This window comes from Streptomyces sp. NPDC001536 (assembly GCF_042894505.1).
In the GTDB taxonomy this organism is placed as follows: Bacteria; Actinomycetota; Actinomycetes; order Streptomycetales; family Streptomycetaceae; genus Streptomyces.
Map to the genome: position 1 here is coordinate 278,310 of NZ_JBIAVQ010000008.1, position 20,179 is coordinate 298,488.

Below are 20,179 nucleotides of genomic sequence, written 5' to 3' on the forward strand. Positions count from 1 at the left end.
ACCTATTTGATTAGTCAATGGGGTGCATAGCGGCAGGTCGCGGCATCGGGAGCAGCTCGGGCCGCTTGGCCCTGCGTCCGTCACCGGACGATCTGCCGCGGACCCGCCGTACGAGCCAGGGACCGAGGAAGGAGCCGACCCAGCGCAACTCGGCGCCGACCGCCCGCAGGCCGGAGGCCACCCGCGGGTCCGCGGGCAGCGGCAGGCTCCAACTTTCGTCGCTGCCAGGCAGGTCGAGGGCATAGGCCACGGCGGCGGCGATCCGGGCGTGCCCGAGCGGGCCGGCATGGAGGCGGTCGGGGCTCCACAGACGCGGGTCGGCCACGACCGGGTGGTGGGAGGTCTCGGCGACCACGACTCCGTGCCGGGCGGCGGCCTGTCGGATGCGGTCGTTCAGGGCGGTGATGCGGGGGCTGATCGGGCGGGCCAGCGGGCTGATCCGGGCGACGTCCGGGAAGGTCATCGTCGCCACGCGGGCGCCCTGCGCGGTGAGCGCGGCGAACATCGCCTCCAGGTGACCGGCCACCTCGTCGGCGTCGAAGCGGGGCCGCAGGAGGTCGTTGACCCCGGCGACGACCGTGGCGAGTCCGGGCTCCAACGCGAGGGCGGGCGCGAGCTGTTCGTCCCGCACCTGCCCGGCGAGACGGCCGCGCACGGCGAGGTTGGCGTAGAGCAGGTCCGGGGTGTCCTGTGCGAGGTGCTCGGCGAGCCGGTCGGCCCATCCGCGCAGTCCTCGTACGTCGTCGCCGTCGCCGCACCCTTCGGTCTGGCTGTCGCCGAGGGCGACGTACCGCAGAGGTCTGTTCTCCGTCATGGCGCGACCGCCTCACTTAGCCAAATAGACACCTACTAACATTGTTGACTATAGCGGGGAGGCCTTCCCGTCCCAAGAGCCGAGAACGACTCCAAAACCGGTTGCCTCTCCGCGAGGACGGTGGATGCAATGTCCGGCATGATCACCTCGGCGCACCCACCACAGCCGGACGGATCGCCCGTCCAGATCGGCGTTCTCGTTCCGCTCACCCGCCCCGGCTGGGTCGAGGCGGGCCGGCATGTGCTCGCGGGCCTCGAACTGGCCACTCGCGAAGTCAACGACACCGGCGGGATCGGAGGTAGTCCCCTCGAACTGGTGGTCAGGGACACCGCCGCCGACCCGGAGAAGGCCGCGACGGCCGTGGACGAACTGGCCCGCCTGGGGGTGGCCGCCCTGGCCGGGGAGTATCACAGCGTCGTCGCGCGAGCCGCCGCCGGCCGTGCCGACGCCCTCGGAGTGCCGTTCCTCTGCTCGTCGGCGGTCCTCGACGCGCTCACCGAACAGCCGACGGACTGGGTCGCGCGCCTCTCTCCTCCGCAGTCCCGCGGCTGGCGGATCTATGCGGACTTCCTCCTCGGCGCGGGCCACAGCCGTATCGCCGTGGCGACGCAGCCGAGTGTCTACTGGGCGTCCGGGACCCGCATCCTGCGGGACCACTTCGCCGCGCACGGCGGCACCGTCGTCGAACTCGACATGCGCGGGCTCACCCCTGCGGCCGTGTGCGAGGCGCTCGTCGACCGGCGGGCGACGGCCCTCCTGCTCCTGGTCGGCCACCCGGAGCCGGCCGTGCCGATCGTCGAGTCCGTCCGCGGCGACGAGCGCCTCGCCGAGGTCCTGATCGGTGCCCCGGCCGGGCAGCCGGAGCTGGCCGAATGGGCCGCGCTCCTGGGCGAGGACGGCGCCGGGGTGCCGTTCCTGCGCTACCTCCCCGAGCGCCTCACGCCGCTCGGTGCGCAGGTCGAGACGGCCCTTCGCGAACGGCTCGGCGAGGCGCCCTCCTTCGTCGCCTTCGAGGGCTACGACACGGTCACGGTCCTCGCCGATCTGCTGCGCACGCACGGCACGGACCGGGCGCGCATCGCCGCGTCCTGGCCGCGCGTCGCGGTCGAGGGCACCCGTGGGCGGATCGACTTCTCCCGCACACCGGGCATCGGCGTGTGGCAGTGGGCCTCGCCGCCGGTGCAGGTCGTCGATCGCGATCCGGCGGAGCCTGGCCGCTTCCGGGTCCTGCATACGGGCTGAGGGGGTGTGGCCGCACGGGGTGGGGGAGCGGGACTGCACGGGCTGGTATCGCAGGGGCCGCACAGGCTGCGGGAGCGAGACCGCACAGGCTGAGGCAGCAAGGCCACGCGGGCTGAGGGAGCGTGGCCACGCGGGCTGAGATGGCAAGGCCACGCGGTTGAGGAAGCGAGACCGCACCGACTGAGGGAGCAAGGTCGCACGGGCTGAAGGAGCGAGGCCGCACGGCGTGAGCTCGCAAGGCCACGCGGCTTGCAGCGCGAGGCGGCGCCCCGGCGAGGAGCGCCGCCTTCGTCCCGCCTACGCGACGGGCTCCTGCTCCACGACCGCCGACCGTCCCGCGAGCAGCAGGCCGCCCGCCACCAGGCCCGAGGCCAGCCCGAGGATGCCGACGGCGGTGGCCAGGCTCCCGACCACGGACTCCAGTGCGATCAGGATCAGCGGGCAGGTGAACTCGCCGAAGAAGAAGGCCGCCGTCCACAGCCCGGTGCCGCGCCCGCGGTCGGCGTACTCCAGCCCGGACATCGCGACGGTGAGCAGGGACGGCAACAGCACGCCCGTACCGAGGCAGTTGAGCACCGCACCCGCGATCAGGAGCACGGGGCCGCTCGCCAGCGCCATGACCACGAACCCGGTGCCGCACAGCGCGAACACGACAGGCAGCCGGCTCGCGGGGGTGCCCGGCAGCCTGGTGAACGCGATGGATCCGGCCACCGTGGCGGCGCTGGCGAGGGCGGTGGCCAGGCCGATGACACCGGTGGAGGTGATGCCCAGGTCGTCGAGCAGATAGGCCGTCTCGACGGGCACGGTGTAGAAGACCATGGCGCCGAACACGGTCAGCGCGCAGATGCCGGCCAGCCGTCGGACCGGGAACGGGCGTGGCTCGGTGGTGACTTCTTCGGAGGCGTCCTGGCGGAGCCTGGGCAGGGCGGTCGCCATGAGGGGGGCCAGCAGCAGGCCGACCGCGTAGATCCAGAACGGCGCTCGCCAGCCCGCCGAGCCGGCCGCGCCGCCGATCACGAAGAACGCGGTCGCGGAGGCGGAGGCGCACATGGTCTGGAGGGCGAGATAGCGGTCCCGGACCCGGCCCGTGTAGTAGTCGCCGATCAGTGTGGTGCAGCAGGTCATGATCGCGGCCTCGGTGATGCCGACCAGCACCCGGGAGGCGACGATCGCGCCGAGGGAGTCGAGCCAGAGCGGGGCGGTGCCGAAGAGCGCGTACAGCACGGTCGCCACGACCAGCAGGCGTTTGCGGCCCAGCCGGTCGACGATGACGCCCGCGAAGGGAGCCAGCAGGGCGAGCGCCAGCGCCGGGACGGTCAGGACGACGGGGACGAGCGTCTTGGCGCCGGGCACCGAGTCGAAGTGGTCCTGCATCTTCGGCAGCACCGGGGCGATCAGGACCGCACCGAGGACGGGCAGACAGCTGCCGGCCATCAGGAGAGGGGCACGCAGGGGGACGGATCCGGGCATGGCGGGGCTCCACGTAAGGGGGCAGGGCGTGCGACGGCAGCGCACCGGAGGGGACTGCGCCCGAGCGGCGGGCGTCAGGAACTGCCCCGACTATGAACCGGCGTGCCCGCCGCGCCTAGCCCTCAGCCGATCGATCTCCCTGATCGGGATCATCCACCGGCTGGATGCCCCGCCCCTCCGCCGCCTGGACAGCGCGGCCCTCCACCACCCGGCCTTCGTGGCCCTCCACCACCCGGCCGTCGCCTCCCGTCACCGTGGCCCCGACCCGCGCCGCCGTCTCGCGCAGCCACATGTGCGCGGCATCGTGGGTGTGCACCGGATGCCACCACAGGGCTTCCTGGAGGGGCACCGACTCGTACGGCGCCTCCATGATCCGCACCGGGGCCACACCGCGCAGCCGCTCGGCGAGGAGCGCCTGGACCAGGGCGATGCGCCGGGTCCCGGCGACCAGGAAGGGCAGCACCGTGAAGCTGTCGACGGACACCTCCACCTTGGGTTCGATACCGAGCATGCCGAGCTGGCGGACCGCCGGGGCGTCGTAGGTGCGCTGGTACGTCACCCAGGGCAGCCGCGCCACATCGTCCCGGGTGAGCCGCTCGCCCACCTCCGGATTGTCCTCGGCGACCAGGAAGACCCACTGGTCGCGGTAGAGCTCGGTGGCGGGGAAGCCGCTGATGATGCCGTGCGGCATGAACAGTCCCTCGGTGGTGCTCAGCAGGGTGCCGGCCTGCTCGACGATGCCGGGCGGGGTCTGGACGAAGCGCAGCCGGACACCGGGGGCCTCCTGGTGGACCGTGCGGGCGAGTTCGGCGCCGAAGACGGCCACCGCGTAGTCGGAGGACACGATCGTGAACTCCCGCTCCTCGACCGCCGGATCGAAGTCGGCCTGGCTGGTGAAGAGCCGTTCCAGCAGGTCGCAGGCGGTGGAGGTGCGGTCGAGGAGGACCTGGCCGAGAGCGGTCAGTTCGTAGTGGCCGCCGACGCGGGAGAGCAGGTCGTCGTCGAAGTGACGGCGCAGCCGGGCCAGGGACGCGCTCATCGCTGGCTGGCTCAGACCGACCCGGCGCCCGGCGCGGGTGACGTTGCGTTCCTCCAGGAGGGCTCGCAGGGCGACCACGAGGTTGAGGTCGAGGCTGGCCAGGTTCATCGCGCGCCCTTCGGTCGTCATCAACCGGGTGGATGATCCGCATCCACGGAATCGATTTCCCAGATTACGAGAGGAGGGCCCAGATTAGTCACATCGCCATCAGGAGGACACGCCCGTGAAATCTGCCGCCTTCTCCGGACCGTTCGCGCTCGGTACCTTCTCCGCCCCGGACCAGGCCCCTTTCCCCGGCCTCCTGGTCCCCGAGGGGCAGGTGCTGGACCTTCGGACGGCTCTCGACGAGCCCGCCCTGACGACCCGCGCGGTCTTCGAGCGCTGGACCGAGCTGCTCCCCCGCCTGCACGAGCTGGCGGCGGACGCGACGGCCGGCCGCCGGCCCCTGGACGGCCTGCGCGTCCACGCTCCCGTCGAGCCCCGCCAGATCTTCCAGTCCGGCGCCAACTACCGGCAGCATGTGATCGACCTGGAGGTCGCCCACCGCTCCCCCGACGACCCGCGCACGGTCGAGGAGGCACGGGCCGAGATCGCCGCGATCATGGACCGCCGGGCCGCCGAGGACCTGCCGTACGTCTTCATCGGACTGCCGAGCGCGATCACCGGCCCGTACGACGACGTCGTCCTCCCGTCCTGGGCCGAACAGCCGGACTGGGAGCTGGAGTTGGCGGCCGTGATCTCCCGGCCCGCCTACCGGGTGTCCGTCGAGGAGGCCCTGGACCACGTCGCCGGGTACACCATCGCCAACGACCTCACCGACCGCGCCACCGTCTTCCGCCGGGACATGAAGGCCATCGGCACGGACTGGCTGCGCAGCAAGAACGCGCCCGGCTTCACCCCGCTCGGCCCGTGGATCGTGCCGGCCGGCTCGCTCGCCGACCCCGGTGACCTGCGGGTCACCCTGAAGCTGAACGGCGAGACGATGCAGGACGAGTCCACCAAGGACATGCTCTTCGGTGTCGCGCGGATCGTGTCGTACGCCTCCCAGACCTCGCGACTCCTCCCCGGGGACCTGGTGTTGACGGGTTCACCGGCCGGAAACGGCATGCACTGGGGCCGGTTGCTGCGGGACGGCGATGTGATGGACGGGTCGATCACCGGTCTGGGCGCCCAGCGCACGCGCTGTACGGCGGAGGTGCCCCGGTGACGCTCGACCGGACCGATCCCGAGGGCGCGATCGCCGAGGCCGCCAAGGCGTACTCCAACTGGGGGCGTTGGGGCGAGGACGACGTGCTCGGCACGCTCAACTTCCTCGACGAGGCCAAGCGCCGCGAGGGTGCCGCCCTCGTGCGGCGCGGTGTGAGCTTCTCGCTCTCGCAGAGCTTCGACATGAACGGCCCGCAGAAGGGCTGGCGGCGGCGTACCAACCCGGTGCACACCATGCTCGACACCGGCACCGACGCGGCCCTCGGCAACCAGGGGTTCCCGCACGGCATCGGCGGCGCCGACGACGTCATCGCGATGCCGTTGCAGTGCTCGACGCAGTGGGACGGGCTCGGGCACATCTTCGACCACGGCAAGGCCTGGAACGGCCGGGACGCGGCCCGCACGGTGACCTCCGACGGCGACCTCGTCACCGGCATCGAGCACATGGCGCCGTACGTGGCCGGACGCGGCGTTCTGCTGGACGTGGGCCAAGTGGTGGGCACCGACGGCGAGTTGCCCGACGGGTTCGCCATCACCGAGGAGCACCTCCGGCAGACCGCCGAGGCGCACGGCGTGCGTGTCGGCCGCGGTGACATCGTCGCCGTGCGCACCGGACGGCTGGCCCGTGCCCGCCGCGAGGGCTGGGGCGACTACGCGGGCGGCGACTCCCCGGGGCTGTCGTTCACCACGGCCGGCTGGCTGCACCGGACCGAGATCGCCGCGATCGCCACCGACACCTGGGGCTTCGAGGTACGGCCGAACGAGTTCGCGCACGCCTTCCAGCCGTTGCACCAGGTCGCCATCCCGCACCTCGGCCTGCTGATCGGCGAGATGTGGGACCTCGACACGCTCGCCGCGGACTGTGCGGCGGACGGTGTGTACGAGTTCTGGCTCACCGCCGCGCCCCTGCCCATCACCGGGGCCGTCGGCTCCCCGGTCAATCCGATCGCCGTCAAGTAACCGGCGGAACAAGGGAGTTCCCCATGAGTACACCCCGCAGAGTCCTCGTCACAGGCGGCGGCGCCTCCGGCAACGCGGTGACGATCCTGCTGCGCCGCGCCGGTATCGCGGTGGACCTGATCGAGGCCAGGCCCGACTGGAACGCCACCACCGGATCCGGCATCACCCTCCAGGGCAACGCCCTGCGGGTCCTGCGCGAACTCGGCGTCTGGGACGAGGTCTCGGCCTCCGGGTACGCCTTCGGCTCGCTCGGCGTGACCGTCCCCGACGGCACGGTGATCCACGAGAACGAGGACATCCGCACCGGCGGCGAGGACCTCCCGGCCACGCTCGGCATGCAGCGGCCCCGGCTCCAGCAGATCCTCATCGACGCGGTCCGCGCCTCGGGCGCCACGGTCCGGCTGGGCACTGTCGCCAAATCCCTGGAGCAGGACGCCGACAGTGTCTCCGTGCGCTTCAGCGACGGCACGACCGGCCGCTACGACCTGGTGATCGCCGCCGACGGCCTGAACTCCACGACCCGCGCCGCGATCGGCATCGCCGACAAGCCTGAGCCGACCGGCATGGCGATCTGGCGCACCCCCGCCCCGCGCCCCAAGAGCGTCACCCGCACCAACCTCGCCTACGGCGGCCCCGCCTACATCGCCGGATACTGCCCGACCAGCGAGGACACCCTCTACGCGTACGTCGTCGAGGCCAACCGCGACCGCGCCTCGATCCCGCCGGAGACCTACGCGGAGGAGATGCGCCGGCTCGCGCGGGCGTACGGCGGGGTCTGGCCCGAGATCGTCGAGCACATCACGGACCCGGCGAAGGTCAACTACACCTGGTTCGACCAGCTGTTGGTGGAGGGCTCCTGGCATCGCGGCCGGGTCGTCCTCGTCGGCGACGCCGCCCACTGCTGCCCGCCCACCATCGCCCAGGGCGCGGCCCAGTCCCTGGAGGACGCCTCCGTCCTCGCGGAGCTGCTCACGAGCGGGCGCGACTGGGACGACGACCTGTTCCAGGCGTACTACGAACGCCGTATCCCCCGGGTGCGGACCGTCGTCGAGGCGTCCGTGCAGATCGGGCGGTGGCAGCTGGACGGTGTCCGTGACGCCGATGTGCCTGGGCTGATCGGCCGCACGATGACCTTCCTCAAGGAACTGCCGTGACCGCACCCACCGTCGACGTCCACGCCCACGTCCTGATCCCCGAGGTCGAGGAGGCCGTCGCCGGTCTCCCCGGCCTGGCCGAGGCGAGGGCACTGGACGCCCGCCGCAATGGCGCCGCGTCCCTGGCGGTCAGCGGGCCGATGGTCCGCTCCATCATTCCGAAGGCCACCGACGTCTCCGTACGGCTGGCCGCGATGGACTCCCAGGGCGTGGACGTGCAGCTGGTCAGCCCCTCCCCCTCGCACTACCACTACTGGGCGGACGAGGAGACGGCCGAGAAGGTGTACCGCCTCGCCAACGAGGCGACGGCCGCGCACTGCGCGCAGGCACCGGACCGGCTGCGCGGGCTGGGGATCGTCCCGCTGCAACATCCCGAGCAGGCCGTACGCGCCCTCGCGCACGCCCTGGACCAGGGACTGGCGGGAGTGGAGATCTCGTCCCATGCCCCCGGCAGGGAGCTGTCCGACCCGGCCTACGCCCCCCTGTGGGCGCTGGCCGAGACAACGGGGGCGATCCTCTTCCTGCACCCCTTCGGCTGCACCCTCGACGAGCGGCTGGACCGGTGGTACCTGTCCAACGTCGTCGGTCAGCCCACGGAGAACGCCGTCGCGCTCTCGCACCTCATCTTCTCCGGGGTGCTGGACCGCCATCCCGGCCTGAAGCTGATCGCCGCGCACGGCGGCGGCTATCTGCCCACCCACATCGGCCGTTCCGACCACGCCTGGTCGGCCCGCTCCGACGCGGGCGCCGGTTGCGCGCACCTGCCGAGCAGCTATCTGAAGCGGATCTGGTTCGACTCCCTCGTCCACGACCCGCACGTGCTGCGGGAGTTGGTCCGGGTCGTCGGCGCCGACCGGGTGGTGCTCGGCTCCGACTTCCCCTTCGACATGGGCAGCGAGGACCCCGTGGGCGCCCTGCGCGCGGCCCGGCTCCCCGACCCCGACTTCCACGCCGTACGGGGCGGCAACGCCGCCGCCCTCCTCCGGAAGGACTGACCCTCATGCGTCTGCTCACCCATCTGCGGCACGTCGACCTCGCCGTGCCCGACTACGACAAGCAGCTCGACTTCTACGCCGGTGTCTGGGGCCTGACCAAGGTCGCCGAGGACTCCGGGATCTCCTTCCTGGCCGCCGAGGGCTCGCCGGAGCAGTACGTGGTGCGGCTGCGCAAGGCCGAGGAGAAGCGGCTGGACCTCGTCTCGTACGGGGCCGCCTCGGTGGCCGACGTGGACACGCTCGCGGAGGAACTGCTCGCGGGCGGCGTCCAGTTGGTCTCCCGGCCGGGCAAGGTCGACACCCCCGGCGGTGGTTACGGCTTCCGCTTCTTCGACGTCGACGGCCGCACCATCGAGGTCTCGGCGGACGTGGCGGTCCGCCGGCACCGCAAGATCGAGGAGAAGGAGGCGATCCCGGTCAAGCTGTCCCACGTCGTCCTCAACTCCCCCGATCTGAACGTCACTCGGGAGTGGTACGAGCGTCACCTGGGCTTCCGGCTCTCCGACACCCTCATGCACCCGCGCATGGGCGAGGCCATGCACTTCATGCGGATCAGCAACCAGCACCACTCCATGGCCATCGCCCAGGGCCCGCACACCGCCCTGCACCACATCTCCTTCGAGATGCGCGGCATCGACGAGTACATGCGGGGTTCGGGACGAGTCATCCGAGCCGGACACAAGAAGGTCTGGGGCCCGGGCCGGCACATGGCGGGCGACAACACCTTCACGTACTTCCTCGACCCGCACGGCAACACGGTCGAGTACACGACGGAGTTGGAGGTGCTGGACGAGGACACCTGGCACCCGCACGTGTACGACTTCTCCCAGCCCGAGGTCTCCGACCAGTGGGGCACCGCCAACGCGATGAACGAACTCGTCGCCAAGGAGTCGTTCAACGACGTCGACCGCGGCGTGTTCGTCGCCCCGCCGGTGTGAGGTCCACGTGCGCATAGCCACCTATCTCCACGAAGGGCGCCGTCGGGTCGGTGTCGTCGAGGACACCGTCGTACGCCCTCTGCCCGACGGCACCTCACCGGTCGAGGCCGCGTTCGGCGTGCGCCCGGTGGGGCCCGCGGTGCCGCTGGCCGACGTACGTCTGCTGGCGCCTCTCCAGCCCCCGACCATCCGGGACTTCGTCACCTTCGAGGAGCACGTCGAGGGGGTACGGCGGTCCATCGACGGTTCCGGCGGGGTGCCGGAGGCCTGGTACGACGCCCCGACCTTCTACTTCACCAACCCCTACGCGGTCGTCGGACCGTACGACGACGTGCCGGTGCCGCCGGGTTCTCGGGTCCTGGACTTCGAGTTGGAGGTCGCCGCGGTCATCGGCCGCGAGGGCCGGGACCTCACGCCCGAGCAGGCCCGGGACCACATCGTCGGCTACACGATCCTCAACGACTGGTCCGCGCGTGACCTCCAGTCCCGTGAGATGCGGGTCAACCTCGGCCCGTGCAAGGGCAAGGACACGGCCGCCACGCTCGGGCCGTACCTGGTCACCGCCGACGAGTTGGAGGGGTACCGGGACGCGGACGGGTTCCTGCGGCTGTCCCTGACGGCGTCCGTGAACGGTGAGGTCGTCGGCAAGGACCTGCTCTCCAACATGAGTTGGACCTTCGAGGAGATGGTCGCCTACGCCTCGCGCGGCACCGTGGTCCGACCCGGTGACGTCCTCGGTTCGGGCACCTGCGGCAACGGCGGCTGTCTGGCGGAACTCTGGGGTGTGCGGGGCCGCCAGGACCCGCCGCCGCTGAAGCCCGGCGACACCGTGACGCTCACCGTCGAGGGCATCGGCACCGTCTCCAACACCGTGGTCGCCGGGGTCGGCCCGGTGCCGCTGCCGACCGGCCGTCGCCGTACCCGGGAGCGGCCGTGAAGCGGCTGCCGGGCAAGGTGGTGGTGGTCACCGGCGCCGCCCGCGGCCAGGGCGCCGCCGAGGCCGAGGCCCTCACGCGGGAGGGCGCCCGGGTCATCGCCACCGACGTCACCGACGCCCCGGGCTGCCGCCGCCTCGACGTCACCAGCGACAAGGAGTGGGCCGAACTCGCCGCGGAACTACGGGAGTCGTACGGCCGGGTCCACGGCCTGGTCAACAACGCCGGCATCACCTGGCGCGCCCGCGTCGACGATGTACGCCCCGAGGACTTCGACCGCGTCCACGCCGTCAACGTCACGGGCCCGCTCCTCGGCATCCAGCACCTCGCTCCGCTGATGCCGCCCGGCTCGTCGATCGTCAACGTCGGTTCGACGGCCGCGCTCACCGGCCATTACCCGGTCGCGTACACGGCCAGCAAGTGGGCGCTGCGCGGCCTGTCGAAGGCGGCGGCGACCGAGCTCGGCCCGCGCGGCATCCGCGTCAACACCGTCCACCCCGGCTTCATCGAGACCGAGATGACCGCCTCCGCGGCTCCCGCCTTCCGCGAGGCCAACATCCGCGAGACGCCGCTCGGCCGCACCGGCACGGTCGCCGAGATCACCCCGCTGGTGGTGTTCCTGCTCTCCGACGAGGCCTCTTTCGTCACCGGTGCCGAAATCCCCGTGGACGGCGGCCTCACCGCGCACGGCGGGGTCAAGTCGATCTCCGACGCCCTGCGGGAGGGAGCCGTATGAGGCGGCTCGAAGATCGCGGGTACCGCCCCCGACCAGGGGCGGGCGTCGGCCCCGCGGTTCGCGACCGGGGGTGCGATCGTCCCTCACGACGACGCCCCTGGACGTCACCGACGAGGCCTCGTACATCACCGGCGCCGCCCTCTTCGTCGACGGCGGCTGGTCGTCCGTGCTCCCCGGCTGAAAGGGCCCTGAAGTGAACAAGGTCAGCGCGAACGCCGTCGAGGCGGTCGCCGACATCCCCGACGGCGCGTCGCTGGCGGTCGGCGGGTTCGGCCTCAGCGGTGTGCCGGAGGTTCTGATCCGGGCCCTGTACAAGCAGGGCGCGAGCGGGCTCGAGGTCATCTCGAACAACTGCGGTGTCGACGGGCGCGGTCTCGGTGTGCTGCTGGCCGCCGGGCGGATCGGCCGTGTCACCGGCTCGTACGTCGGAGAGAACAAGGAGTTCGCCCGCCAGTACCTGTCCGGGGAGCTGGAGGTCGAGCTGGTCCCGCAGGGCACACTCGCCGAGCGGCTGCGCGCCGGGGGTGCGGGTGTCCCGGCGTTCTACACCCCCGCGGGTGTGGGCACACAGGTCGCCCGGGGCGGACTGCCGTGGCGGTACGCGGCGGACGGTTCGGTCGCCGTCGCCTCGCCGGCCAAGGAGACCCGGGACTTCCACGGCCGCCGCCACGTCCTGGAGCACGGCATCACCACCGACTACGCCCTCGTACGGGCCTGGCGCGGCGACCGCCACGGCAACCTCGTCTTCCGGAAGGCCGCGGCGAACTTCAACCCGCTCGCGGCGATGGCGGGGCGGGTGACCGTCGCCGAGGTCGAAGAGCTGGTGGAACCAGGTGAGTTGAGTCCGGACGAGGTGCATCTGCCGGGCATCTTCGTACAGCGAGTTGTCGAGCTGGACCCGGCCGAGGCCGCCGACAGGCAGATCGAGAGGAGGACCGTACGCGCATGAGGACGCCCACGGGCTGGACCCGCGACCAGATGGCCGCCCGCGCCGCCGCCGAACTCACCGACGGCTCCTACGTCAACCTCGGCATCGGCCTGCCCACCCTGATCCCCGGCCACCTGCCGCCGGACGTGCATGTCGTGCTGCACTCCGAGAACGGCATCCTCGGCACCGGTCCCTATCCGTACGAGGACGAGGTCGATGCCGACCTCATCAACGCGGGCAAGGAGACGGTGACCGTCCTGCCGGGGGCGTCCTTCTTCGACTCGGCCCTGTCCTTCGGGATGATCCGCGGCGGGCACATCGACACCGCCGTGCTCGGCGCCATGCAGGTGTCCGAACACGGTGACCTGGCCAACTGGATGATCCCCGGCAAGACGGTCAAGGGCATGGGCGGTGCGATGGACCTGGTGCACGGGGCCCGCCGGGTCATCGTGCTCATGGACCACACCGCCAAGGACGGTTCCCCGAAGATCGTCAAGGAGTGCGATCTGCCGCTCACCGGCGAGGCCTGTGTCCAGCGCATCATCACCGGCCTGGGCGTCCTGGATGTCACCCCCGACGGGCTCGCGCTCGTCGGGACGGCGCCGGGGGTGACGTACGAGGACATCGTGGCGCGCACGGCCGCACCGGTGCGGCCCGCTGCCGGGAGGTGACGTCCGAGCCGGCCGACGCCTCGGCATGCGGTGACCGCTCCCTCCCGTGCGGAAGGGGCGCGCCGCCGTCACGGCTTGCGGGCCACACCTCCGAAGTCGTCGACCTCCGGGCCCTCGGTGCCGGCCGGCCCCGGGCGCCAGCGGGACACCGAGACCACTCCCGGGTCGACCAGTTCCAGGCCGTCGAAGAAGCGGGCCAGTTCCTCGGGGCTCCGGTTGACCCGCGGGTTGTCGCCCGCCTCGTTCCACTGCTCGATCATGGTGCGCATGCCCTCGGGGTCGAGCACCTCGGTGTCGTCGCAGAGCACGACATGGCTCCCGGACGGCAGGGCCGCGACCAGGCGCCCGACGATGTCGTACGCCTGATCGTCGACGATGTGGGCGGTGATCCCCAGCAGCACGAGCGCGATGGGCTCGGTGAAGTCCAGCGTCTCGGCGGCGGTCCGCAGGATGCCCTCGGGGTCGCGGATGTCGGCGTCGATGTAGGCGGTCACGCCCTCGGGCGCGCTGGTGAGCAGGGCCTCGGCGTGGGCGAGCACGACGGGGTCGTTGTCGACGTAGACGATCCGGGTCTCCGGGGCGATCCGCTGCGCGACCTCATGGGTGTTGTCGGCGGTGGGCAGGCCCGTGCCGACGTCCAGGAACTGTCGTATGCCCACCTCACGGACGAGGTGTTCCACCGTACGGACGAGGAAGGCCCGCTGGGCCCTGGCTATGTCGAGGATCTGCGGATTCGCCTCGACGATCTGGTCACCCACGAGGCGGTCGATCTCGTAGCAGTCCTTGCCGCCCAGCCAGTAGTTCCAGATCCGGGCGGAGTGAGGCACGTCGCTGTTGATGAGCTTGGCGTCAAGTGGCATGCGAACTCCCGGAGTTGATCTGCTCTGGCCTCACCTCACCGCCTGTCGGTACGACACGTCAAGCGCTGCCGGGAAACGGCCGGGGTCGGGGCATGGACAGCACCTTGGCTGCACGCCCGCAAGCAATAACCTGAGCCGCACATCAGCGGGCAATCAACCGCCCGAGGTGCCGTTGCCCCGCCCAGGCCTACCCCTCACTCCTAGGAGCGCGTGGGCAGTCTCGTGGACGGACCACGCCGGTCATCGCCTCCCCGCCCCTCATCCAAGTGGGTGCGACCGCTGCCGGGGAGATGGCGGGGCGAAACTGATCCCGTTCTCGTCCAGGGCGTTGAAGACGGTCACTCGGGCGTCCGGGAAGACGAAACTCACGTCCACGTTCCCTTCGGCGGCGTCCTTGCCCGTCCAGGTGAGCAGTTCGACGCGGCGCAGGGGCAGGCCGCGCACGGCCGCCGGAGCGGGCAGCGGTTCGGCCCGCCACTCCAGGGCGAAGTCGGTCCAGCGCACCGGACGGCCAGGGTCGACGGTGTTCCAGGTGAGCGATATCTCGTCCAGCTTCCAGTGGTTGACCTCGACCTGCTCACCGTCGAAGTCGAAGAGCACCGGGCAGTCGCCGAACCACTCGTCCTCTCGCAGGTCCCAGACCATCCAGACCCTCGTCAGGGGCCGTCCGGCCAGGGCCGCCAGGCGATCGCCGTGCTCCCGCACGACCGCGCCGCGTCCGCGCAGCCACCGGGGTTCGTATCCTTCGACACCGAAATCGAACACAGGATCATCGTGTCAGAGCCTGCGGGCGGGCCGGGTCGGAGCGCCGGGTTCGCGGGGGCGCCGTCCGGGGTACTCGTGGGCCACTTCGCACGCCCTCAGGAGGCCGCCGTGCGCGATGGTGCCGGTGTCCGGCTCACAATCCGGGACGCCTTGTCCTCACGCGCATAGAGACCGAGATGCGGCGCGACCGTCGCCCGAACAGGCCGCGAGGGGAAGAGGGCGGACACGTGGGTGCGGATCCGCGGCCCGTGGCCGGTGACCCTCCTCCAGGCGTGCCGTCTGCTGTGCCGCTGGTCCAGGCCGCGTAGCGAGCGATGACGCTCGCCCCGGGCGGTCCGCCGGTGTGCGGGACCGCCCGGGGCGTTCGGCGTACTCGGCTCGCCGGTGGCTCACACGAGAGGTGAACCGGGCTCGTCGGGCCGGATGCGGCCGCGCCAGGCGCCGCTCTCGGCGCCGCGGTCCTCGATGTAGTCCTTGAAGCGCCGCATGTCTCCCTTGATCCGGCGGTCGAGCATCCCCAGCATGTCCGCGCCCTTCTCGGCGACACCGCTGGGCTCGACGTCCATCGTGAGCTCCACGCGCGTGTGCGTCGCGTCCAGCTCCTGGAACCTGACCGAGCCGCGCTGGCGGACGTCACCCTCGACGACCCTCCAGGTGATCCGGTCGTCGGGCAGCTGGTCGACGATCTCGGTGTCGAACTCGCGCCGGACCCCACCGATCTCGGTCGTCCAGTGGTTGTGCTTGTCGTCGATCTGCCGCACCTCCTCGACACCCTCCATGAACTGCGGGAACTGCTCGAACTGCGTCCACTGGTTGTAGGCGGTGCGGACGGGGACCTCGACGTCCACCGATTCCTTGACCGTGCTCATCAGCTCTCCTCCTCAACTCTCGTCGTCCGCGTCGGGTACCCGGGTGGAGCGGAGCGAAGACCTCCGCGGCATGCCGATCACGGGTCCTTCGGCGGTCCCCTCGGAAGAAGCCGAGGTCGAGCAGGTGTACGGGCCGTGGCGAGTGTCCGCGAACGGGTACTCGGGGACCTAGCGGCGTCGTACGCCCACGGCCGTCGTGAGTTCACGGAAAGGAGCCCGTGCCATGACGAATCCTGATCCGGATCCACGACGCGGTCCGGGGCCGGCCGCAGGGAGTGGGATACCACCGGGTGAGACCCCGCCCGCCGAGTCGGGTATCTCCGGCATCTCCCATCCGGAACCGCCCGAGCTGCGCAAGGGATGGGGAGCGATGCCCCTCGTCCTGATCATGCTGGTGGTGCTGCTGGTGGCGATCGGACTGATCGCCATGGTGGTGGAGATGAACCTCTGAGTTCCACGGGCCGACGCCGCTCGCCGAGCAGCCATAGCCGGCGCACCCGGTCCAGGTCCCGGTCAGCCCTCCTCGGCCGACGCCACCGCGCCGGTTCGCGCCAGGCCCGCCGTCCACTTCTCCTCGATCCGGCCGACCTTCCACACCAGCCAGGCCACCGCCCACGTCACGAAGAACAGGCCTACGACGACGTAGCCGATGATGTTGAGGTCGAGCCCGGAGACCCAGTCCCAGAACGGGCCGTGCAGGCCGGCCTGTTCGGCGATGAGGCCGAGCAGTTCGACCGTGCCGATGAGGAGCGCGACGGCGACGGACAGTCCGGTGATGGTGAGGTTGTAGTAGACCTTGCGGACCGGCTTGGAGAACGCCCAGCCGTACGCGAAGTTCATGAACGAGCCGTCGATCGTGTCCAGCAGGGACATCCCGGCCGCGAACAGGACCGGCAGACACAGGATCGCGTACCAGGGCAGCCCGGAGGCGGCGCCCGAGCCCGCCAGCACGAGCAGCGCGATCTCGGTCGCCGTGTCGAAGCCGAGGCCGAAGAGCAGGCCCAGCGGGTACATCTGCCACGGCTCGGTGATCGACTTCATCAGCCGGCCCAGCAGCCGGTTCATGAAGCCCCGGTTGTTCAGCTGCTCCTCCAGCGCCGCCTCGTCGAAGTGGCCGGTGCGCATCTGCCGGAAGACCTTCCAGATCCCGGCCATGATCACCATGTTGATGATCGCGATGAGGTACAGAAAGGTCCCGGAGACGGTGGTGCCGATCCAGCCGGTGACGCCGTGCAGCGCGGAGTCGTCGTCCGCGACCGGCCCGGCCAGCGCCTTCACCCCGAGCGAGAGCAGGAAGGCGAGCGCGAAGACGATGCTGGAGTGGCCGAGCGAGAACCAGAACCCCACCGACAGCGGCCGCTTCCCCTCGCTCATCAGCTTGCGGGTGGTGTTGTCGATCGCGGCGATGTGGTCGGCGTCGAAGGCGTGCCGCATACCGAGGGTGTACGCGGTGACACCGATACCGATCCCGAAGCTCTTCGCCCCCAGGCTGTAGTGCTCCGGCGCGACGATCACCACCAGCGTGAACCAGCCGATGACGTGCAACGCCAGGATGAACGCGGCCATCCCGCCGAGACTCGCCCACTCCTTCCGGGTCATCGAGGTGCGGATGCGGTGCGCGGTGGTCATGGGGGTGCGGGCCTCACGTGTCGGCGAGCGGCCGTCTTCAGCCGCGCTCCCAGGTTTCTGCGAACCCTTTGCAGGTACAACCAGACAGCGGCAAAGCCCGCGTCAGGTTTCGACCAGCATCGACGTCAAGTATTGGCAATGGTTTTCACATGGAACGGATTCGGCCATACTTCTGACATTCGTTTTCATCTAGCGTGGCGTGCGTCCCCTTGTTCCACCCCTCCGTGGAGGATCCATGCCCACGTCCCCGTCCCGGCACCTGGCTGCCCTGATCACCGGCGCGTCGCTGGTCGTCCTGGCAGGCTGCGGCAGCTCGTCGGGCTCCGACAGCGGCGGGAGCGCCTCCCAGAGCCCGGCTGCCGCCTCCGTGATACCGGTCGTGACCTCGACGAATGTCTACGGCGACATCGTCGGGCAGATAGGCGGTACGAAGGTCGACGTCACCTCGATCATCAGCGACCCGGACCAGGACCCGCACTCCTACGAGGCCAACACACAGAACCAGCTGGCCCTGTCGAAGGCGAAGGTCGTCGTCGAGAACGGCGGCGGCTACGACGACTTCGTGGACCGGATGCTGAAGAGCGGCGGCTCCTCGCCCGAGGTCCTCAACGCCGTCAAGATCTCCGGAAAGACCGCGCCGAAGGGCGGCGAGCTCAACGAGCACGTCTGGTACGACTTCCCCACCGTCTCCAAGATCTCCGACAGCATCGCCGCCGCCCTCGGCAAGGCCGACCCCGGCGACGCGGCCACCTTCACCAAGAACGCCGAGACCTTCAAGGCCAAGCTCCGGCCGCTGGAGGCGAAGGAGGCGCAGATCAAGAAGGAGCACGGCGGTGAGGCGGTCGCCATCACCGAGCCGGTGCCGCTGTACATGATCGAGGCGAGCGGGCTCAAGAACGCGACGCCCGCGGAGTTCAGCGAGGCCATCGAGGAAGGCAGCGACGTCTCCCCCAAGGTCCTCCAGGCCGCGCTGGCACTCTTCTCCGGCAAGAAGGTCGAGGCGCTGGTCTACAACGCGCAGACCTCCGGACCACAGACCGAGAAGGCCGAGGCCGCGGCCAAGGCGGCCGGCGTCCCCGTCGTCCCGGTGACCGAGACCCTGCCCAGCGGCAAGGACTACCTCGCCTGGATGACCTCCAACGTCGACGCGCTCGCGGGCGCGCTGGACAAGTGACCCGCCCCGGTCGGATCCCGGCACAGGGCGCAACCGGCGCGGTCGTCAGCCTGCGCGGGGCCGCCCTGTCGTACGGCGAGCGTGTCGTCTGGCGCGACCTCGAACTCGACGTACAACCGGGCGAGTTCGTGGCCGTGCTCGGGCCGAACGGCGCCGGCAAGACCAGCTTCGTCCGGGCCCTGCTGGGCCGGCAGCCACTGTCCGCCGGGACGCTGACCGTGCTGGGCCGTTCGCCTCGCGAGGCGGCACGGCAGATCGGATACGTGCCCCAGCAGGCGGAGTTGTCGGCGCAGGCCATGCTGCGCGCCCGCGACCTCGTGCGCTTCGGCATCGACGGCCACCGCTTCGGACCCCGGCTGCGCACCGGAGGTGTCCGCCAACGGGTGGACGAGATCCTCGAGTCGGTCGGGGCGTCGGCGTACGCGGACGTCCCGCTCGGCATGTTGTCCGGCGGAGAGCGCCAACGTGTGCGTATCGGGCAGGCGTTGGCGACCGATCCGCGGCTCCTGCTGTGCGACGAACCGCTGCTCTCGCTCGACCTGCACCACCAGCGGGCCGTCACCGAACTGGTCGACGCCCGCCGCCGTTCGCACGGCACGGCCGTGGTCTTCGTGACCCACGAGATCAACCCGGTGCTCGGCCTGGTGGACCGGGTGCTGTACCTGGCCCGGGCCGGTCACCGGATCGGTGCGCCGGAGGAGGTCCTGACCTCCGCGTCCCTGTCGGAGCTGTACGGCACGCGGGTCGACGTCGTCCGTGTCCAGGGGCGGGTCGTGGTCGTCGGCGCCCCCGACGAGACGGCCGCGCCGCCGCATCACGCCCCCGAGATCGAGGAGGTGCGCTCATGACGCTCGCCGACGGGGTCTGGCAGCAGATCTTCAGCTTCGACAACTACGGCGAACTCCTCGCGCTGGTCCGCAACTCGCTCGTCGCGGGAGCCGCGCTCGGACTGGTGGGCGGGCTCGCCGGGGTCTTCGTCATGATGCGTGATCTGCCGTTCGCGGTGCACGGCATCAGCGAGTTGTCCTTCGCGGGGGCCTCGGCCGCGCTGCTGCTGGACGCGAACATCGTGGTGGGCTCGATCGTCGGTTCCCTGCTCGCGGCCGGCACGATCGGGGTCCTGGGGGCACGGGCGCGGGACCGCAACTCGGTGATCGGCATCATCATGCCGTTCGGGCTCGGTCTCGGCGTGCTCTTCCTCGCTCTCTACAAGGGGCGGGCGGCCAACAAGTTCGGGCTGCTGACCGGGCAGATCGTCGCGGTCGACACCCCGCAGATGGCCTGGCTGCTGGGGACTTCGGCGCTGGTCGTGGTCGCGCTGGCGGTCATGTGGCGGCCGCTGTCCTTCGCCAGCGCCGACCCGGACGTCGCCGAGGCACGGGGTGTGCCGGTGCGGGCGCTGTCGTTCGCGTTCATGCTCGTACTGGGGCTCGCGGTGGCCCTGTCGGTGCAGGTCGTGGGCGCGCTGCTGGTCCTGAGCCTCGTCGTCACGCCGGCCGCGGCCGCCGCCCGGGTCACGGCGTCGCCGGTGCTGCTCCCCGCGCTCAGCGTGCTCTTCGCGGTCCTCTCGATCGAGGGCGGCATCCTGCTGGCGCTCGGCAGCTCCATCCCGATCAGCCCCTACGTCACCACCGTGTCGTTCACGATCTACGTCGTCTGCCGCGTGGCGGGCAGGCGGCGCGTACGCCGGTGGGGAGCGCGCCAGCCGGTCCTGGCGTCCTAGGCGTCGGAGCACGCTCGTGTCAGGGGCGGTCCTTCAGGACCACCCCTTCGGGTCAGGGCGCCAGAGGGACC

General features: G+C 71.0%; 21 protein-coding genes. 14 read left to right on the forward strand and 7 right to left on the reverse strand.

Annotated elements, in window-relative coordinates:
* Positions 1-10: 10 nt before the first annotated feature.
* A complete protein-coding gene (locus ACFY0U_RS23295) occupies positions 11-814 on the reverse strand; it encodes an SGNH/GDSL hydrolase family protein (protein ID WP_388638736.1) in 804 nt (267 codons plus the stop codon).
* A gap of 138 nt (positions 815-952) precedes the next feature.
* Between ACFY0U_RS23295 and ACFY0U_RS23300 the strand changes: the two genes are divergently transcribed.
* Complete coding sequence (locus ACFY0U_RS23300; protein ID WP_388638983.1) at positions 953-2,056, forward strand: ABC transporter substrate-binding protein; 1,104 nt, start codon at positions 953-955, stop codon at positions 2,054-2,056.
* Positions 2,057-2,353: 297 nt separating this feature from the next.
* Here ACFY0U_RS23300 and ACFY0U_RS23305 read toward each other — a convergent pair whose 3' ends face one another.
* Together ACFY0U_RS23305 and ACFY0U_RS23310 are read right to left on the reverse strand one after the other, a co-directional pair.
* The gene (locus tag ACFY0U_RS23305; protein ID WP_388638738.1) at positions 2,354-3,526 is read right to left on the reverse strand and encodes an MFS transporter; all 1,173 of its coding nucleotides are present in this window, start codon (positions 3,524-3,526) and stop codon (positions 2,354-2,356) included.
* Positions 3,527-3,641: 115 nt separating this feature from the next.
* A complete protein-coding gene (locus ACFY0U_RS23310) occupies positions 3,642-4,673 on the reverse strand; it encodes a LysR family transcriptional regulator (protein WP_388638985.1) in 1,032 nt (343 codons plus the stop codon).
* 115 nt (positions 4,674-4,788) lie between these two features.
* On the opposite strand from ACFY0U_RS23310, the gene ACFY0U_RS23315 reads away from it, so the two are divergent.
* The 9 genes from ACFY0U_RS23315 (at position 4,789) to ACFY0U_RS23355 (ending at position 13,088) form a co-directional block, all read left to right on the forward strand.
* Complete coding sequence (locus ACFY0U_RS23315; protein ID WP_388638740.1) at positions 4,789-5,772, forward strand: fumarylacetoacetate hydrolase family protein; 984 nt, start codon at positions 4,789-4,791, stop codon at positions 5,770-5,772.
* Positions 5,769-6,731, forward strand: coding sequence for a cyclase family protein (locus ACFY0U_RS23320; protein WP_388638741.1), 963 nt, complete (start codon positions 5,769-5,771; stop codon positions 6,729-6,731). The genes ACFY0U_RS23315 and ACFY0U_RS23320 overlap by 4 nt, the downstream gene beginning before the upstream one ends.
* Positions 6,732-6,754: 23 nt before the next feature.
* A complete protein-coding gene (locus ACFY0U_RS23325) occupies positions 6,755-7,885 on the forward strand; it encodes an FAD-dependent oxidoreductase (protein WP_388638743.1) in 1,131 nt (376 codons plus the stop codon).
* Positions 7,882-8,880, forward strand: a complete 999-nt coding sequence (locus ACFY0U_RS23330) for an amidohydrolase family protein (protein WP_388638745.1) — start codon at positions 7,882-7,884, stop codon at positions 8,878-8,880. The genes ACFY0U_RS23325 and ACFY0U_RS23330 overlap by 4 nt, the downstream gene beginning before the upstream one ends.
* Positions 8,881-8,885: 5 nt before the next feature.
* Positions 8,886-9,818, forward strand: a complete 933-nt coding sequence (locus tag ACFY0U_RS23335) for a VOC family protein (protein WP_388638747.1) — start codon at positions 8,886-8,888, stop codon at positions 9,816-9,818.
* Positions 9,819-9,825: 7 nt separating this feature from the next.
* Positions 9,826-10,755: a fumarylacetoacetate hydrolase family protein gene (locus ACFY0U_RS23340; protein ID WP_388638749.1), complete on the forward strand. Its 930-nt coding sequence runs from the start codon at positions 9,826-9,828 to the stop codon at positions 10,753-10,755.
* On the forward strand, positions 10,752-11,489 hold the full coding sequence (locus ACFY0U_RS23345; protein ID WP_388638751.1) for an SDR family NAD(P)-dependent oxidoreductase: 738 nt from the start codon (positions 10,752-10,754) through the stop codon (positions 11,487-11,489). The genes ACFY0U_RS23340 and ACFY0U_RS23345 overlap by 4 nt, the downstream gene beginning before the upstream one ends.
* 193 nt (positions 11,490-11,682) lie before the next feature.
* Positions 11,683-12,438: a CoA transferase subunit A gene (locus ACFY0U_RS23350; RefSeq protein ID WP_388638753.1), complete on the forward strand. Its 756-nt coding sequence runs from the start codon at positions 11,683-11,685 to the stop codon at positions 12,436-12,438.
* Positions 12,435-13,088 carry a CoA transferase subunit B gene (locus ACFY0U_RS23355; RefSeq protein ID WP_388638754.1) on the forward strand — a complete coding sequence of 218 codons (654 nt, stop codon included), beginning with the start codon at positions 12,435-12,437 and terminating at the stop codon, positions 13,086-13,088. The genes ACFY0U_RS23350 and ACFY0U_RS23355 overlap by 4 nt, the downstream gene beginning before the upstream one ends.
* A 68-nt stretch (positions 13,089-13,156) precedes the next feature.
* On the opposite strand, the gene ACFY0U_RS23360 is transcribed toward ACFY0U_RS23355, so the two are convergent.
* From ACFY0U_RS23360 to ACFY0U_RS23370, 3 genes are all read right to left on the reverse strand, one after another.
* Complete coding sequence (locus ACFY0U_RS23360; RefSeq protein WP_388638756.1) at positions 13,157-13,948, reverse strand: SAM-dependent methyltransferase; 792 nt, start codon at positions 13,946-13,948, stop codon at positions 13,157-13,159.
* 258 nt (positions 13,949-14,206) lie between these two features.
* Entirely contained in the window at positions 14,207-14,713 is a 507-nt protein-coding gene (locus ACFY0U_RS23365) for a hypothetical protein (RefSeq protein WP_388638757.1), read from the reverse strand.
* A 389-nt stretch (positions 14,714-15,102) separates the two neighbouring features.
* Complete coding sequence (locus tag ACFY0U_RS23370) at positions 15,103-15,582, reverse strand: SRPBCC family protein (protein ID WP_388638758.1); 480 nt, start codon at positions 15,580-15,582, stop codon at positions 15,103-15,105.
* A gap of 223 nt (positions 15,583-15,805) precedes the next feature.
* Here ACFY0U_RS23370 and ACFY0U_RS23375 point away from each other — a divergent pair, with 223 nt between their 5' ends.
* Entirely contained in the window at positions 15,806-16,033 is a 228-nt protein-coding gene (locus ACFY0U_RS23375) for a DUF6480 family protein (RefSeq protein WP_388638759.1), read from the forward strand.
* Between the two features lie 62 nt (positions 16,034-16,095).
* On the opposite strand, the gene ACFY0U_RS23380 is transcribed toward ACFY0U_RS23375, so the two are convergent.
* Positions 16,096-17,211 carry a HoxN/HupN/NixA family nickel/cobalt transporter gene (locus ACFY0U_RS23380; RefSeq protein ID WP_388638760.1) on the reverse strand — a complete coding sequence of 372 codons (1,116 nt, stop codon included), beginning with the start codon at positions 17,209-17,211 and terminating at the stop codon, positions 16,096-16,098.
* 235 nt (positions 17,212-17,446) lie between these two features.
* On the opposite strand from ACFY0U_RS23380, the gene ACFY0U_RS23385 reads away from it, so the two are divergent.
* From ACFY0U_RS23385 to ACFY0U_RS23395, 3 genes are read left to right on the forward strand one after another with little or no spacing between them, the layout of a single operon-like run.
* Positions 17,447-18,385 (forward strand): metal ABC transporter solute-binding protein, Zn/Mn family, encoded by a 939-nt coding sequence (locus tag ACFY0U_RS23385; protein ID WP_388638761.1) that lies wholly within the window; start codon positions 17,447-17,449, stop codon positions 18,383-18,385.
* Positions 18,382-19,233 carry a metal ABC transporter ATP-binding protein gene (locus ACFY0U_RS23390; protein WP_388638762.1) on the forward strand — a complete coding sequence of 284 codons (852 nt, stop codon included), beginning with the start codon at positions 18,382-18,384 and terminating at the stop codon, positions 19,231-19,233. Before ACFY0U_RS23385 ends, ACFY0U_RS23390 begins: the two co-directional genes overlap by 4 nt.
* Entirely contained in the window at positions 19,230-20,108 is an 879-nt protein-coding gene (locus tag ACFY0U_RS23395) for a metal ABC transporter permease (RefSeq protein ID WP_388638764.1), read from the forward strand. Before ACFY0U_RS23390 ends, ACFY0U_RS23395 begins: the two co-directional genes overlap by 4 nt.
* Positions 20,109-20,179 lie beyond the last annotated feature (71 nt).